Annotated in this window: 14 protein-coding genes; 8 read left to right on the top strand and 6 right to left on the bottom strand. The window is 41.7% G+C overall.

All coding sequences use genetic code 11. From position 1 onward, the window contains the following. Positions 1–29: 29 nt before the first annotated feature. On the top strand, positions 30–1,157 hold the full coding sequence (locus AL038_RS13360) for a sensor histidine kinase (protein ID WP_062153595.1): 1,128 nt from the start codon (positions 30–32) through the stop codon (positions 1,155–1,157). A gap of 8 nt (positions 1,158–1,165) precedes the next feature. Here AL038_RS13360 and AL038_RS13355 read toward each other — a convergent pair whose 3' ends face one another. Then, positions 1,166–1,624 (bottom strand): GIY-YIG nuclease family protein, encoded by a 459-nt coding sequence (locus AL038_RS13355; RefSeq protein ID WP_062153593.1) that lies wholly within the window; start codon positions 1,622–1,624, stop codon positions 1,166–1,168. Positions 1,625–1,838: 214 nt separating this feature from the next. Here AL038_RS13355 and bfr point away from each other — a divergent pair, with 214 nt between their 5' ends. Continuing rightward, positions 1,839–2,321, top strand: a complete 483-nt coding sequence (gene bfr / locus AL038_RS13350; protein WP_062153591.1) for a bacterioferritin — start codon at positions 1,839–1,841, stop codon at positions 2,319–2,321. A gap of 243 nt (positions 2,322–2,564) precedes the next feature. Here the strand turns inward: bfr and rsmH are convergent, their stop codons facing one another. From rsmH to AL038_RS13335, 3 genes are all read right to left on the bottom strand, one after another. Next, positions 2,565–3,491: a 16S rRNA (cytosine(1402)-N(4))-methyltransferase RsmH gene (gene rsmH, locus AL038_RS13345; protein WP_062153589.1), complete on the bottom strand. Its 927-nt coding sequence runs from the start codon at positions 3,489–3,491 to the stop codon at positions 2,565–2,567. A gap of 291 nt (positions 3,492–3,782) precedes the next feature. Then, complete coding sequence (locus AL038_RS13340; RefSeq protein WP_062153587.1) at positions 3,783–4,886, bottom strand: Rpn family recombination-promoting nuclease/putative transposase; 1,104 nt, start codon at positions 4,884–4,886, stop codon at positions 3,783–3,785. Between the two features lie 44 nt (positions 4,887–4,930). Further along, entirely contained in the window at positions 4,931–6,052 is a 1,122-nt protein-coding gene (locus AL038_RS13335; RefSeq protein ID WP_062153585.1) for a branched-chain amino acid ABC transporter substrate-binding protein, read from the bottom strand. Between the two features lie 460 nt (positions 6,053–6,512). Between AL038_RS13335 and AL038_RS13330 the strand changes: the two genes are divergently transcribed. From AL038_RS13330 to AL038_RS13315, 4 genes are all read left to right on the top strand, one after another. Next, positions 6,513–9,110 carry a circularly permuted type 2 ATP-grasp protein gene (locus AL038_RS13330; RefSeq protein ID WP_083991624.1) on the top strand — a complete coding sequence of 866 codons (2,598 nt, stop codon included), beginning with the start codon at positions 6,513–6,515 and terminating at the stop codon, positions 9,108–9,110. A gap of 326 nt (positions 9,111–9,436) precedes the next feature. Beyond that, on the top strand, positions 9,437–10,459 hold the full coding sequence (locus AL038_RS13325; RefSeq protein WP_062153583.1) for an archaeosine biosynthesis radical SAM protein RaSEA: 1,023 nt from the start codon (positions 9,437–9,439) through the stop codon (positions 10,457–10,459). A 7-nt stretch (positions 10,460–10,466) separates the two neighbouring features. Beyond that, positions 10,467–11,207 carry a formylglycine-generating enzyme family protein gene (locus AL038_RS13320; RefSeq protein ID WP_062153581.1) on the top strand — a complete coding sequence of 247 codons (741 nt, stop codon included), beginning with the start codon at positions 10,467–10,469 and terminating at the stop codon, positions 11,205–11,207. Positions 11,208–11,264: 57 nt separating this feature from the next. After that, the gene (locus AL038_RS13315) at positions 11,265–11,813 is read left to right on the top strand and encodes a hypothetical protein (protein WP_062153579.1); all 549 of its coding nucleotides are present in this window, start codon (positions 11,265–11,267) and stop codon (positions 11,811–11,813) included. 116 nt (positions 11,814–11,929) lie between these two features. On the opposite strand, the gene AL038_RS13310 is transcribed toward AL038_RS13315, so the two are convergent. After that, entirely contained in the window at positions 11,930–12,772 is an 843-nt protein-coding gene (locus AL038_RS13310; protein ID WP_062153577.1) for an SDR family oxidoreductase, read from the bottom strand. A 15-nt stretch (positions 12,773–12,787) separates the two neighbouring features. Beyond that, positions 12,788–13,114 (bottom strand): DUF3301 domain-containing protein, encoded by a 327-nt coding sequence (locus tag AL038_RS13305; protein ID WP_066246141.1) that lies wholly within the window; start codon positions 13,112–13,114, stop codon positions 12,788–12,790. Between the two features lie 254 nt (positions 13,115–13,368). On the opposite strand from AL038_RS13305, the gene AL038_RS13300 reads away from it, so the two are divergent. Both AL038_RS13300 and accD read left to right on the top strand, forming a co-directional pair. Next, positions 13,369–14,973 carry an alpha-isopropylmalate synthase regulatory domain-containing protein gene (locus tag AL038_RS13300; RefSeq protein WP_201800091.1) on the top strand — a complete coding sequence of 535 codons (1,605 nt, stop codon included), beginning with the start codon at positions 13,369–13,371 and terminating at the stop codon, positions 14,971–14,973. Positions 14,974–15,018: 45 nt separating this feature from the next. Next, a complete protein-coding gene (gene accD / locus AL038_RS13295) occupies positions 15,019–15,933 on the top strand; it encodes an acetyl-CoA carboxylase, carboxyltransferase subunit beta (RefSeq protein ID WP_062153574.1) in 915 nt (304 codons plus the stop codon). Positions 15,934–15,946 lie beyond the last annotated feature (13 nt).

Below are 15,946 nucleotides of genomic sequence, written 5' to 3'. Positions count from 1 at the left end.
ATATCTCATTGTAATGGATAATCAATATCATGAAAGATGCACAATACAAAGGCACTTTGTTAATTGTGGATGATGTGCCTGCTAATGTAGCGATGTTGTTCGATTTTTTAAATGAAGCTGGTTTTAAAGTGTTGGTTGCGCAAGCGGGATTACGGGCCATTCAAAAAGCGAATTATGCAAAACCCGATTTAATTTTGTTGGATGTGATGATGCCCGATATTAACGGCTTTGAGGTGTGTCGAATCATTAAATCACAAGAAGCAACGCAGGATATTCCCATCATTTTTATGACAGCATTGACGGAAACGCCTAATAAAGTGAAAGGATTTGAAGTGGGTGCGGCTGATTACATTACAAAACCAATTCAACAAGAGGAAGTGTTGGCACGCATTAATACGCATTTAAAATTACATCGTCTGCAAAAACAGTTACAAACCTATGCCAGTGAATTAGAAAGGCGTAATCAAGAAGTTGAGGCATTTGCTCGCACTGTTGCGCATGATTTAAAAAATCCTTTAAGTGGCGTTATTCATTTAAGTGAGCGTTTGGTTAAAGATTATGATACCCCACCTGTGTTTAAACCACTGACTGAAAAATCAATTAATTATCTTAGGCTCATCAGTCAAGCGGGTGAGCAGATGTCCGATATTATTGATGCGTTACTGCTGCTTGCAGGGATTTCTACCCGTCAACAAATAGAAATTAAACCATTAGATATGCAGGCTATTTTAACCGAAGTCACGCAACAGCATTTAGCCCAGATGATAGACCGCTATGCGGGAGAATTACATTTTCCCACAGAACCTTATCCGCTTGTCACAGGATACGCACCTTGGATAGAACAAGTTTGGGTTAATTATCTGAGTAATGGTTTAAAATACGGAGGAAGTCCGCCAAAATTACAGATTGGATTTCAACAAAATGCGGATGAAATCCGTTTTTGGGTACAAGACAATGGCGCAGGCATTTCATCCGAAGCACAAGAAAAACTTTTCACCCCATTTACCCGTTTACATGAAGAACGCACGGATGGACACGGATTAGGATTATCCATCGTTCGGCAAATTATGGAGAAATTACAAGGGAGTGCATGGGTAGAAAGCGAGTTAGGACACGGTTCGCGTTTTTATTTTGCCTTACCGCGTTATCAAGAATAGCTATTGCTTTACAACACATACTGTAAAATTGGTGCATGTTCAGGATATTGCACCATTAAAAACGACTGAAAAACGGTAAAACTGGGCAACGTTGGGGAAAAAAATAAATGTGCAGGACAGGTACAATCAGATGCACCAAAACGGGGAAAGGGCAAAGTCATCCCCTGCGACTGATTTAACAAACTTGCCCATTGATGTTCACGCCGTTTTGCATCATGACTGCACCAAATGCTTAACAAAGATAGTTGTTGACGTAAATAATCAATATGCCAATGTGGATGAAGGCTTATTTTTTGATGATGTGAGACCCTTGCTTGAACACCACCCCGCCCAAAGGCACTCCCAACATACAAATAAAATCCTTTAGTAATAGATACAAGCCCCATTTTTCCCACACAACAGGAATGTGCTGAGTTTGCTTTTAAAATGAGGATATACGTCCCTGTTTGTTTACTGATATGTTGCATATAGACACTTTTTTTCTGAAAAATTATCAAAAAGTACAGTTTTTTTAGATGTAATCCCAATATAATGATTGCTCAGCTTGTTAAAAAACGGATAGAACTTACATTATGACAAGCCATTTTACGCATACGATTTAACATGCTTGAATAAACAATTCTTTACTTTAAATAAGTTCTAACTGATTGATAATGACCATCCTCGAATAGGAGAAAGTGTATGAAAGGCGACAAGAAAATCATTGAACACCTTAATAAAATCCTCAGAAACGAACTGACTGCAATTAATCAATATTTTCTCCATGCCCGCATGTACGAAAATTTTGGTTTGAACAGCTTGGGTAAATACACCTTCAAGGAATCTATTGATGAGATGGAACATGCGGATAAGCTCATTAAACGCATCCTGTTTTTAGAAGGTCTGCCCAATCTACAGGACTTGGGAAAATTGATGATTGGGGAAAACCCCAAAGAAATGTTGGAATGCGACCTGAAACTTGAACAGAAAGCGCACCCTGATTTAGTTGAAGCCATTGCCTGTTGCGAAGAAAAACAAGATTACGTCTCCCGCGAATTACTTGATGATATTTTAGAAAGCGAAGAAGAACACATCGACTGGTTAGAAACTCAACTGGGTTTAATTGAACAAGTCGGTATTCAAAACTACCTGCAAGAACAAATGGGTTCTGATGGTAAAAGTTAATGCGTTATAGTTAGACGCTGGTTTTATCAAGGCGGATTTATCCGCCTTTTTTATTGTCTTGAATACAAGTAAATTTTTGAGTATGCGACTATCTGAATTAGCGTTTTTAGGATTGACAGACAAACAGAATTATCAACGCAGTTATTTTTATTCCGCTTAGGTCTAAAAGCACTGATTTAGCACTAATTTTTTATTTTAAAACGCGGCGAATTCTGATTGTATGTAACTTCTTGCAGACAATCCTTATAACCGTTCGGCAATCCGTAAAACAGCACTTCGCGCCCGTGGATTTTCTGCAACTTCGGCATCACTAGGATGCACGGCTTTGCCTACTAAACGCACGGTCGGATTAAGCATACTTGCAGGAATTGGGAAATTTGGTGGATACGGGTCACCTTTCGCCTCATCACGAAAAAAGCGTTTCACAATGCGGTCTTCTAAAGAATGAAAACTGATAACGGCTAACCGTCCTCCTTGTGCTAATACCGCAAGTGCTTGTGGTAAAACGCTTTCAATTTGTGCTAACTCTTGATTTGTAAAAATGCGTAACCCTTGAAAAGAACGGGTTGCAGGGTGTCTATCCACTTCCCACGCGGGATGCGCTGTGCGAATAATTTCAGCTAATTGACAAGTATGCGTCAGCGGTTTTTGTGTACGCGCGCTAACAATTGCCTTTGCAATACGCCGTGCATGGCGTTCTTCTCCATACGTTTTTAATACGGTGGCAATATCTTGCTCTGTTGCCCGAGCTAACCACTCGCTTACAGGTTCGCCCGTGCTAGTGTCCATACGCATATCCAATGCCCCATCGCGCATAAAACTGAAGCCTCGTTCAGGTGTATCTAATTGAGGAGAGGACACGCCTAAATCTAATAAAATCCCATTAATTTTTCCTTGTAATTGATAGGCTTCTACTATTTTTTGTAAGTGCATAAATGGCGTATGTTCAATGATAAAACGGGGGTCTGCTTGGTGTAATGCTTGCCCAACGGTGATAGCTTCAGGGTCTTGGTCTAGGGCAAATAACCGCCCTTGTGCGTTTAAACGCGCTAATATTGCTTGACTATGCCCACCCCGTCCGAAAGTGCCGTCAATGTAAATACCATCAGCTTGAATATTAAGTCCATCTAACACTTCATTTAATAAAACGGGACGGTGTTCTGTGGTCACGCAAGAATGCTCCTGAAAAAAAGTTTTTTATGGCGGATAAAACATCTAAAACTATTGTTTATGATTAATTCAAGTTACTGTAGAACCCGTTATGCAACTGGCTGACGGAAAAAACCAGAAATAAAGACGTGTTGTGGATAATTTTGTGTCTATTCTAAAGGAAAAGTTAGCCTTAATTATGTGAGGAGAAGAGCATCTTAAATGACGTGGTTGATAAGACAAGCGGGTTTTCTGTTAATTGACCAAGGCATATTGACGTTTCGGTTTTATCTTGTACGACTCCAGTTAGAATCAGTGCCTATCAATTTCTTGCCAAAAATCCGCTAGTGAATCAATTTTTGTTTGAAAAAGTTTAAACAATAATTGATTTAATTCATCAGGATTTAATTGATACAAACGGGCTTGCTGATTCTCTGTTAATTGACCAAAGCGTATTTCTAATAAACGCATTAATGTTTCCGCTTTGCCCTGTACAATTCCTTGCGTAATCCCTTGCGTAATCCCTTGTGTAATCCCCTGTGTAATTCCTTGTCTAACTCCTTGAACAATCCCCGCTTCAAGTCCTTCCGTCTTTCCCAGTAAAAAAGACCGTTGACGTTCTTTGTCCATTGCATGTTCTAACATGGTTCTTGCCTCCAGTTTGTCATGGTAAATGGTTTCTAATGTCTGATAATCACTTAATTCTCGTTTGTTATATACAACTAATTGTATAAACCAGTTGAGAAATAATGAAGCCGCTTCTTTATCGGTTTTATCTTCAAATAATGCTAACACTTGCGATTTGAGTAATTCCATATCATGCGGATAAGTCTCTGCTAGGAATAAAGTGGAGACTAAATTCTGAATCTGTAGCAGTCGTTCTTGTGGATATTCATTTTCAGCAATTTTGAAGTAACGAAAGTCGGGAGTGTAGGCTTTTAATAAATCAGGATGTGCTAAGAGGTTTTGTAGCTCTGTTGCGGCTGTCCAGCGTTTATTCCCGCTGTAAAGAACAATTGGAAATATTGGCGGTAGTTTTTTTACAGGGGGGCGACTTTCTGCATAATCTAGCCAGAAGCTACAGAGATAGTGTAGAACGCGCAATGCCATAAACCAAACGACGGAAGATTGAAATTCTAGGAGAACGTATATGTAGGCTTCTTGTTGTTTAAATTTTACTTTGTAAATTAAGTCGCTTTCGGTTTCTTTGTAGTGGTCGGTAATAAAGGATTTGTCTAGGCGTTCACAAGTTTCAAAGTCTATGTCTTGTACCCAAGGTTCTGGTACGAAAGATTCTAGTAGTTGGCGAAAAAAGACTTTGTTGGAAAATAGCTTCTTGTAGCCTTTGTCGTGCAGCGTCGGCATTCTTTTGTTGTTTAAAGGTTTTAAGTAGGTTTTATAGAAAATGGCTCGCATGGTATATAACGAGCCATTGTTGTATAACTAGTTTTATTAGCAGGTTATTTTACGTATTCGTATTTGCCGTCTTTCCATTCGTAAAATACATAACCGGGGGCGTTTACATCACCTTTTGTATTGAAACTGATGTCACCTAAAACGGTTTTGAAGGTTTCAGCACGTAAAGCGGCTTCTACTTTCTTCGCATCAGTGCTACCTACTTTTTCTACGGCTTGCGCCCATGCTTGTACGGCACCGTAGCTGTATAGGACGTAACCTTCGGGTTCAATTTTTTGGGCGCGGAATTCAGTAACAATGGGTTCGGCAATGGGGTTTTTGCGAGGATCTGGGCTGAATGTCATGAGTGTCCCTTCACCTGCTGTGCCTGTGATTGACCAGAATTCGTCAGTCATGAGTGCATCGCCAGCCGCGAGTATGGTGGACATGCCTTGGTCACGCATTTGGCGGATAATTAAGCCTGCTTCTGTGTGATAACCGCCTAAGTAAACGACATCAATTTGTTCTTTTTTCAGTTTGGAGACGATAGCAGAGTAGTCTTTTTCACCGGCAGTAATGGCTTCGTACATGACTTCTTGCTTGCCTGCTGCGTTTAGTGCCTTTTTGGTTTCATCAGCAAGACCTTTGCCATACGCGCTTTTGTCGTGGAGGATAGCAATTTTGGATTCGGCATATTTTTTCGCTAGGTATTCGCCTGCGACTGCCCCTTGTTGATCATCTCGTCCGCATACGCGGAAAACGTTAGATAATCCATCTTCAGTTAGTTTGGGGTTGGTTGAACCGGGGGAAATCATGATAACGCCTTCTTCATTATAGACTTTGGAGGCGGGAATCGATGAGCCTGAGCAGAAATGTCCTGCTACTAATGCGACTTTTTTATTGGCGAGCTGGTTGGCAATGGCTACCGCTTGTTTAGGGTCGCAAGCATCATCGCCTATTTCCAGTTTTAGTTGTTTACCCAATACACCACCTGCTTTATTTAAATCAGCAACCGCCATTTCTACCCCAGCTTTCATTTGGTGTCCAAAGGTTGCGTATTGTCCTGTAATAGGTCCAGCAACGGCGATGGTGATTTGATCAGCGGCTATTGAGGGGGTAGAAAAAGGGACGATTGCCATTGCAGCCATGAGTAGGCTGGTTTTAAAAAGTTGATTAAGTGGTTTCATCTGCATTATTTCCTTGTGTCAATGTTGGTTTGATAGAACTAACGCTACTTGAGTTGTGGGGAATATCCTCACGCAATTGTCATTGTATCGCTAAGACAATGACAGACCTATTTTATATGGGGGCTTGAATTAAAATCACCATTATTTGTAAATAATTGAAAAATCATTGTGCTGTTTATGGGTAAGTATTTTTATTAGTCAGGTAGTGTGTGTGGGTTTTCGGGTGTTACTTATAGAGTTGAGTCCTTACTCTGTAGTATGCTTATAGACCACTCATTCATGGACGAAAACCGAATACAACTGATTATACTTAACAATGGGTTCAGGTGGTTTTTAAGATGATCAGTGGTTCACCCCATTTTCTGACAATTTATTGCTGTCTTAATTAATGAGCCTACGGCTTGTTACTGATGTTAGCAAAACAGAAAATTTAGCGATTGACAAACCAAAACAGGACATTATGCAAAACGCTAATTCCAATCTGACGCCAGCACCCGTAAAAGACCCTGTAGTAGAGGATATTCTCCAAACCTATCAGATGTTGTCGGGTAGTTATGATGAAATGTGCGCGGGTACGAAACAAATCCGCCCACATTGGCAATATTTGATGAACTCACTTCATGCAATGGGACATGATGAGTTAGAACGTCGTTGGCAAGAAGGACGGCGTTTATTGCGTGATAATGGGGTGACTTATAATGTCTATGGTGATCCACAAGGACTTGATCGCCCGTGGCAACTTGACCCAATTCCGCATTTAATTTCTAGTGAGGAATGGGGACATATTGAACGGGGATTGATTCAACGTGCGGAATTGATGAGTTTGTTATTGGCTGATTTGTATGGCGCGCGCGATACCATACGTAAAGGCTTATTACCTGTGGAGCTTGTCGCTTCGCATCCCGGTTTTTTACGTGCAATTGTGGGGGTTTCTCTCCCTAAACGTCATCGACTACCGCTTTATGCCGTGGATTTAGCCCGTTCTGCTACGGGTGAAATTTGGGCAATTGCTGATCGCACGCAGGCTCCCTCAGGTGCGGGTTACGCGCTAGAAAACCGCTTGGTTATTTCGCGTATTTTGCCCAGTTTATTCCGTGATTCTCACGTCCATCGCCTCGCGCTCTTTTTCCGCACGTTGCGCCAAACATTGGCGAGCATGTCCCCACATGAAGACCCGCGCATTGTGGTTTTAACGCCCGGTCCTGCAAATGAAACGTATTTTGAACATGCGTATTTAGCCAAGTATTTGGGCTATACCCTTGTACAAGGTGCAGATTTAACGGTTCGTGATGGAAAAGTTGCACTAAAAACCTTAGATGGTTTACAACCCGTTGATGTTATTCTCCGTCGCGTTGATGACAGTGCCTGTGATCCGTTGGAGTTACGTCCTGATTCTTATCTAGGCGTTGCGGGGTTGACGCAAGCAGTGCGGATGGGCGGCGTGAGCCTTGCCAATCCATTGGGCTGTAGTGTGTTAGAAAACGCTGGGTTATATGCTTTTTTACCTAATTTAGCAAAATACTTTTTAGGGGAAGAGTTAGATATTCCTTCACCACAAACGTGGTGGTGTGGAGATAAAACAGCCTGTAATCACGTGTTAGCAAATATTGATAAATTAGTTATTAAACGCATTGCAAATACACCGGGACATGTGTCTGTCCGTGGGCGACTGCTCAGTAGTAAACAACGCGATTTACTTCGCGCTCAAATTCTTGCCCAACCAAATTGGTATGTGGGGGGAGAAGAGATTTTTCGTTCCACAACCCCTGTCTTAGTCAACGGACATGTTGAACCACGACAATTAGTATTACGTAGTTTCCTCGTGACGAATGAGAATAACTATGTGGTTATGCCCGGTGGTTTAACCCGCGTTGCAGCCAGTGCAGATAGCCCTGTTGTATCCGCGCAAAGTGGGGGATTAAGTAAAGATACATGGGTTATCGCCTCCGAGCCTGAAAGAGAATTAACGCTCATCCCTGAAACTAAAAAGAAACTGGTCATTTTTGAAGGGCATGGGCAAGGTGAACTGCCTAGTCGGGTTGCAGAAAATATGTTTTGGTTGGGGCGTTATGCAGAGCGGGCAGAAGGGGTTATTCGTTTACTGCGTGCGGTATTACTCTATTTAGCCGACCCTTATGATTTTGTCAGCACTAAAAATCATCCAGCGTTACCCAGTTTATTACGTGCTGTTACGTATTTAACCGAAACTTTACCCGGTTTTGTGGGGGAAGGTGCGGAACAACGCTTAGACAATCCACGTGAAGAATTACTTTCCGTCTTTTTAGACCGCAATCGTGCGGGGAGTTTAGCCTCCACGTTACAATTCCTGCTAAATGCCGCTCGTTCAACCCGTGACCGATTATCGCCTGATATGTGGCGTGTGTTCAGTGCGATAGAAGATGAACTCAACCGCTTGCAACAACAAGCCCCTAAAGAGATTAATGAAGCCTTACAAGTGCTAGATAACATCATCTTATGGCTTTCTGCTTTAGAAGGATTGAGTGTAGAAAGCATGACACATGGTCAAGGTTGGCGATTCTTGATTATTGGACGACGGCTAGAACGTTGTTACAACACAGGACAACTCCTTCGTGCAACCCTTTCTACGGTTAATGAAGATGAAGCCGTCTTACTAGAAAATTTATTGGTTGTGACAGATAGCTTATTGACTTATCGCCGTCGTTACCGTTCTTATTTACAAGTCAATGCGACCCTAGAATTATTGTTGCAAAATGAATTAAATCCGCGTTCAATTGGCTATCAATTGGAACAATTATCCAATTTTATAGCGACACTAAGAAATGGCGATGACACGCCCTACAGAGCAGCAGAAGAGCGCGTTATCTTAGAAGCCTTAACCCAAGTTCGTTTGGCTGATGTTGACGCACTAGCGATTTTTGTGGATGGCTTCCGTAAAGATTTAGACCAATTGCTTGTCCGTTTGTGGCATTTAATACCTGCATTATCTGATGCGATAACAAATAGCTATTTCAGCCATGCAGAACAACCACGACAATTAGTAAAATTAGAAGCAGAACATGAAGATAATGAACTGTAAAATCTGATTAATAGATAAAGAGAATAAATTCATTTTATCCACCGTAGTATCATGAAAAGACTTACTTAGTTGGTAAACTCAGTAGGTCTTTTTAATAAGTAAACCGCTTGGATAACACGAATACCGCCACGCCAAGCCTGTTTCCATTTTCTAAAATAAAAAACAGTCTAAATCAGAATTATTAGAATTAACAGTATGTTAAAAATGATAGCGTGATTTTAATAACTTCTGATTTAAACAATAAACCACAACTGTTTTAGACAAACCTATCTATACAAACCAACCACTTTGCGTTGTTATACACTGAGTAGAAATGGAGAAAATAAATGCCTGACTTAGTAGATAGCTCTTTTAACATTAAAACAACCCCACCTACTCGCCCTATTTATATGGGTAAGCGCAAATTTTTAGGACTCAAAGATTTAGTTGTGTCCTTTTACGCGCAAAAATGTCAATTTCAATGTACTTATTGCAATTTACCCGTTAAATCCCATCCCGACAGTCTATCTGCTGACAGTATCAAAGAACAAATAGACTGGGTTTTCAGTGAGTTTGCCGATAGCTTATCTAGCTTTCAACAATTTTCCGTTGGTAACGAAGGCTCTATTATCGACCAAAGTCGTTTTCCTGCGGAGGCAATGGATTATCTACTTGAACGCACTCGTGAATTAACCGCTTTAGAAGTCCTTTCCCTAGAAACCCGCCCCGAATATATTTCTGTCGATATCATTCAACATATTCGCCAACGGGTTACGACTCCTAAAATTGATGTCACCATTGGTTTTGAAACCCAAGACGACCACTTACGTGAAGTCATTCTGAAGAAAAGCATTCGGAAAAAGAACTTTGAAAGCAAAGTAAAACTATTGGGTGAATTAGGCGTGCGTTTAACCTGCTACGTTCTCCTAAAACCCAGTCCAACCATGACTGAAGAAGAAGGCATCAGTGAAGCCGTTGCCAGCATTGAATATTTAGCCAATATTTGCCAACAGCATGGCGTAGAACTGGTGATTTATCTCAACCCTGTTTACGCCGCAAAAGGGACACCTCTGGCTGAAGCCTTTAGAATACATAACTATAAACCTGTTCGTATTCAAAGTGTTGTTGAAGTTATTGCAGAAGCCCGCGAATTTAATGTCCCGATTTATACAGGTTTATGGACAGAAAGTAACGCTTTTAGTGGTGGAGACTACACGATACATCCTGATTATCGTCCCGAAATCCGCGAAGCGATTAGACAGTACAATTTAACCCAAGATTTTAATTTACTAACCCCCTATATCACACAACTTAAACCTGATTTATTAGGTGAATACGTACCTTTAATCGCTCGCCATACTGACCACTAATAACAATATGTTTAAACAATTTGACTGGGTAACGATTCCCGCAGGCGTGTTTTGGATGGGAACCGATGTGGCAACTGATACAGTTGCCGCACAATTTGCGTGGGCGCAACAGGTTGAACAACCACAACATCAAGTGTATCTACCCGACTATCGCATCAGTCGCTACCCTGTGACAAATGCACAATGGGGTGTTTTTTTAGCACAAACAGATTACACATGGGCAGACCACGATAAATTATGGCTATCGGGCATTCCTGAAGGGAAAGAACAGCATCCCGTTGTTTGGGTGACATGGCAAGATGCCATGGCATTTTGTCGTTGGGCAGGCGTTTCTTTACCAACCGATGCCGAATGGGAAAAAGCCGCACGGGGAACAGATAAACGTTTATACCCATGGGGAAATCAAGCACCCGACGCAAGCCTTGCCAATTTTGCCAATCAAGTCGGTGATACAACCGCCGTTACACATTATCCTGCGGGTAAAAGTCCTTATGGCGTGTTTGATATGGCGGGTAATACGTGGGAATGGATAAGTACCGTATGGGGAACAGATAAAGATAATCCTGAATTTACTTTACCGTATCAGGTAGATGACGGAAGAGAATCCCTAGAAGATAGCCAGATTCTGCGGATGGTACGTGCAGGCGGTTGGAAATACGATGCAACGTTAATCCGTTGTGCATATCGGGATTGGAACAAACCACAAACCCGTGGCAGTGGTTTGGGTTTTCGGGTTGTCATGCGGTAAGCACAAACCAGCTAATTCCATCAATCAACAGTGGTAATTAAGTTAGAAGGAATAATAATGCCCAGCAATACCCTTGTTTTACCCCTAACAGCCGAACTCAACGATAACTATTTGCAAACACACGGTAATATAGACCGTTTAACCGACCAATATGCAAAAACCTATCAATATATTCGCCGTTCTGCTCATCCGATTGGGTTTGTCGTGCATGAAAAGTTAGTTTTAAAACTATACCAAATGTTGCGTGAGACTGAACCACTCCCCCAACATTTACAAGAGACCTTGCACGATTTTATTTACCAAGAAATTGAACAAGGACGTGTTGCAGAAAAACAAGGCATGGGCTTTGCCATTCTGTCACAAGGCTTTTTAAGCATTAATATTTGGGGACGTGGCAATGTCTTATTTACTCAAACGTACACAGTAGAAGGCAGTTTCCCCGATTTATCGCCTAAACCATTGGAAAAAACGGGCGTAGCCTGTACATGGGAAATTAAAATCATGCAATACGAATACATGTTATGGCATGACTATTTAGAAACAACCATGAGTTTGGAAGACAAAAAAGACTATTTACAACATTTTATAACAGGCGATTTATTTTAGATTTATCATAAAGCGCGTCTGAATCAGGATTTTCAGAATTATCGGAATTTCCAGAATCGCAAAGACGGATTAAATAACTTTCTATGGACACTATTAATTCTAACTTAGACAAGCCCTTAAGCAGGTAAGCGTCGAATAATCCAATCCATCACCCGATAAGGCAATAACCGTTTTAACGTCGTTAAAAAATAAGTGGGTATCGTCACATAATAACGAATTTGCGGCTGTTTAGCTTCCAAAGCATGAATGACCCGTTTTAACACCGCTTCAGGTGGCAAGGTAAACGGAGCTGCATCCCCTTGTTTTTGTAAGCGCGCTTCTGCCTGCTGATAATGCGCTTGATGCGGGCTGTTAGTGGGATTGATATGTTTTTTATACATCGCAAAGGCATTGGCGCGAAACCGACTGCGGATAGGACCGGGTTCTATTAAAGAAACACCGATATTTGTCCCCTGCAACTCTATACGCAGTGTATCTGTAAGCCCTTCTAGCGCAAATTTAGAGGCGTTATATGCACCCCGCATGGGCATAGCAACCATTCCCAAAATAGAGCTGTTATGAATAATCCGCCCTTCTCCTTGACGACGCATCACGGGCAACACTAACGTAGTCAATTCATGCGTACCAAACAAATTAGTTTCAAACTGCTCACGTAATGCCTGACGGCTCAAGTCCTCCACCGCACCGGGTTGACCATAAGCAGCATTATTAAACAAACCATAAAGCTTTCCACCGGTTTGACTTAACAACTGCGTGACAGCGTGTTGAATGGAAACTGAATCATTTAAATCCAACAATAGCGTTTCCAAACCTTCTGCTTGTAAACGTGCAATATCTTCAGCGCGGCGAGCCGTTGCAAACACCCGATAACCCCGTGCTAAAAGCCCTTTCGCGACACAATAACCAATACCGCTAGAACAGCCCGTGACTAACACCGTGCGCTGATTAGATGGATTCATGAAATCTCCTTTGAATTAGCCGATAAAAGTGCGTTCTGTGTGATTTGATAACTCAAACATTTCAAGCCGTTCACCATTAAGAACCAATACACCCTCAGCACGATTATCGCCACCTGCAAAAAACTCAAAAAAATAAGTTCGCTTTAACTGCAACCAACCATCTGCACGACGACTCAAGCCCAGTTTACGTTGCACAACCGTATCATCAAGAAGTTGTAATTCATACTGTTGACAAAGTTTACGACAGATTGACACCGCCTTTTCATGGCTGCGCTGACTGTCAAACCAGTACCAAACAATAGCCGCAAGGAGAATAAGAAGAAATAAAGAGTTTGCCATCATGTATTTTCTATACGTCAGTCATAGCGGTTTATACTATTTGAGTGAATAGGAGAGATATGCGGTTATCTACGATGAAAACTAGCCTATCTCTTTTCTATTTTGCATAGTCCGCTACAATAAGCGGATTTACCCTTTAAAAAGTAAGTCGTGCCAATCCTAAATTTTTCATCTATCTCTTTAGCGATAGAGAAATTAAGGAAAAATATTTAGTCTGGCACTACCAAAAATTTGTCGTTGAGTGTTGAGGAATTATTGTGAATACGCAGGAAAAACGTACCGTCGAAATCATGGATACCACATTAAGAGACGGTGAGCAGATGCAAAACGTATCTTATACCCCTGAAGAAAAACTCACTATTTCGAAAATGTTACTAACAGAAGTAAAAGTTGACAGATTAGAAATTGCATCTGCTAAAGCCTCTGAAGGTGAACGTAAATCAGTGATTCAGGTCGTCAACTGGGCAAAAAGCGTTAATTTGGTCGACCGCTTAGAAATTCTCAGCTTTGTCGATGGTACTACCTCGATTGATTGGGCAAAAGCCGTTGGCATTCAACGCATTAATTTATTAACCAAAGGCTCTTACAAACACTGTAACGAACAACTCCGCAAAACCCCAGAACAACACATTGCAGATATTCGTAAAACCATAGACTATGCCCTTGAAAAAGAAGTTGCGGTGAATGTCTATTTAGAAGATTTTTCTAATGGCATTAAAACCTCACCCGCCTATGTTTATCAACTGATTGAGGCATTATTACAACTGCCTGTAAAACGAATTTTATTACCTGATACATTAGGGATTTTAAACCCCTTCGCAACTTACGAATACATTTCTGACATCACCAAACGCTACCCTAACGCCCATTTTGACTTTCACCCCCATGATGACTATGGCTTAGGCACCGCAAACGCACTCGCGGCGGTAAAAGCAGGGATTCATGGCATCCATGCGACAATTAATGGCATGGGTGAACGGGCAGGCAATGCCGCACTGGATGAAGTTGCCGTAGCACTCAGCGATTTTCTCGACGTGCGTTTAAACATTGATGAAAAAATGCTTTATAAAGCCTCGCAATACGTAGAAATGTTTTCAGGACAACGGATGGCGAATAACAAGCCAATTTACGGTAAAAACGTTTTTACCCAAACCGCGGGCATCCATGCGGATGGCGATAAAAAAGGCAATTTATACGCAAATCCACTTATTCCAGAACGGTTTAACCGCAAGCGTGATTACGCACTGGGTAAATTATCAGGGCGCGCCAATTTAGAAATGGCATTACAAGCCTTAGATATTGAACTGACCGACGACGAGAAAAAAGTTTTACTGCAAAAAATCGTTGAAATCGGCGACCGTAAAGAAGTAATTACCAAAGAAGATTTACCCTACTTAATCGGCGATATTTTTGGCACAACGGGCGAATTACCCTTTAAACTGCTACATTGCTCGGTTAATTCTACCTATGGATTTAAATCCTTAGCCGTTGTGCGCTGTGCTTATCAAGGACAAATGCAAGAAGGCTACGCTAAGGGCGATGGTGGTTATGATGCGTTTATGAATGCAATGAAAGATATTTTAACGGCTTTTGATTTACCCGTGCCACAATTGATTGATTATATTGTTACAATCCCGCCCGGCGGTAGAACAGATGCACTGGTACAAACCATCATTACTTGGCAAGTCCAACGCGGTGGAGATACCAAAATGCTGACCACTCGCGGGGTTGATTCCGACCAAATCATGGCGGCAATTGAAGCAACGGTTAAAATGGTTAACCTAATTATTCAACATTATGAACGGGGTACTAATTCTATCTTGTTGACATCCGCAAACACAACACTCAGCGCGGTTGTTTAAGAATTAACCTGTTTTTTATCTCACTTTTCAAGACAATAACGTAATATGAGCTGGTTTGAAAAACTTCTGCCTTCCCGCATCCGCACGGACGGAAAAAAAAGCACCCATACAGTCCCTGAAGGATTATGGAATAAATGCCCAATCTGTCAGACAGTTTTATATAAGTCTGAATTAGAACGTAATTTGCACGTTTGTCCTAAATGTAGTCACCACATCCGCATCAACGCACGGCAACGGCTGGATAGCTTTTTAGACAGCAGTCCGCGTGAAGAAATCGGCGCAAATTTATCGCCCGTAGATAAATTAAAATTTCGTGATAGCAAAAAATATAAAGACCGCATCACCCAAGCCCAAAAAGCCACTGGCGAAAAAGACGCACTGATTGTGATGAAAGGCGCGGTACATAGCATTCCTGTGGTTGTCTGCGCATTTGAATTTAATTTTATGGGCGGGTCTATGGGAAGCGTGGTTGGTGAACGCTTTGTTCGTGGTGCGCAAATCGCATTAGAGCAAAAAATCCCTTTTATCTGCTTTTCTGCCAGCGGTGGCGCGCGTATGCAAGAAGCCCTGTTTTCCCTAATGCAAATGGCAAAAACCAGCGCGATTTTAAACCGCTTAGGTAAACAAGGTGTACCCTTTATTTCCGTTTTGACCGACCCGACGACGGGGGGGGTATCCGCAAGTTTTGCCATGTTAGGTGATATTAACGTGGCTGAACCCAATGCGTTAATCGGTTTTGCAGGCCCTCGCGTAATTGAACAAACTGTGCGGGAAACCTTGCCTGAAGGGTTTCAACGTAGCGAGTTTTTATTAAAACATGGCGTGGTTGATATGATTGTCGACCGTCGGGAAATGCGCGATACCTTAGCAACGGTGTTAGCAATGTTAGTGCGTCAACCATCGCCAATGGTTGCCTTATTAGCGCATAAATCGGAAGAGGAAGGCGCGGAAGAAACTTAACGACTGCGGTTAA

This window comes from Beggiatoa leptomitoformis (assembly GCF_001305575.3).
GTDB lineage: Bacteria > Pseudomonadota > Gammaproteobacteria > Beggiatoales > Beggiatoaceae > Beggiatoa > Beggiatoa leptomitoformis.
The sequence above is the reverse complement of the archived record's forward strand: the minus strand, read 5'-3'. Positions and strand labels throughout refer to the sequence as shown.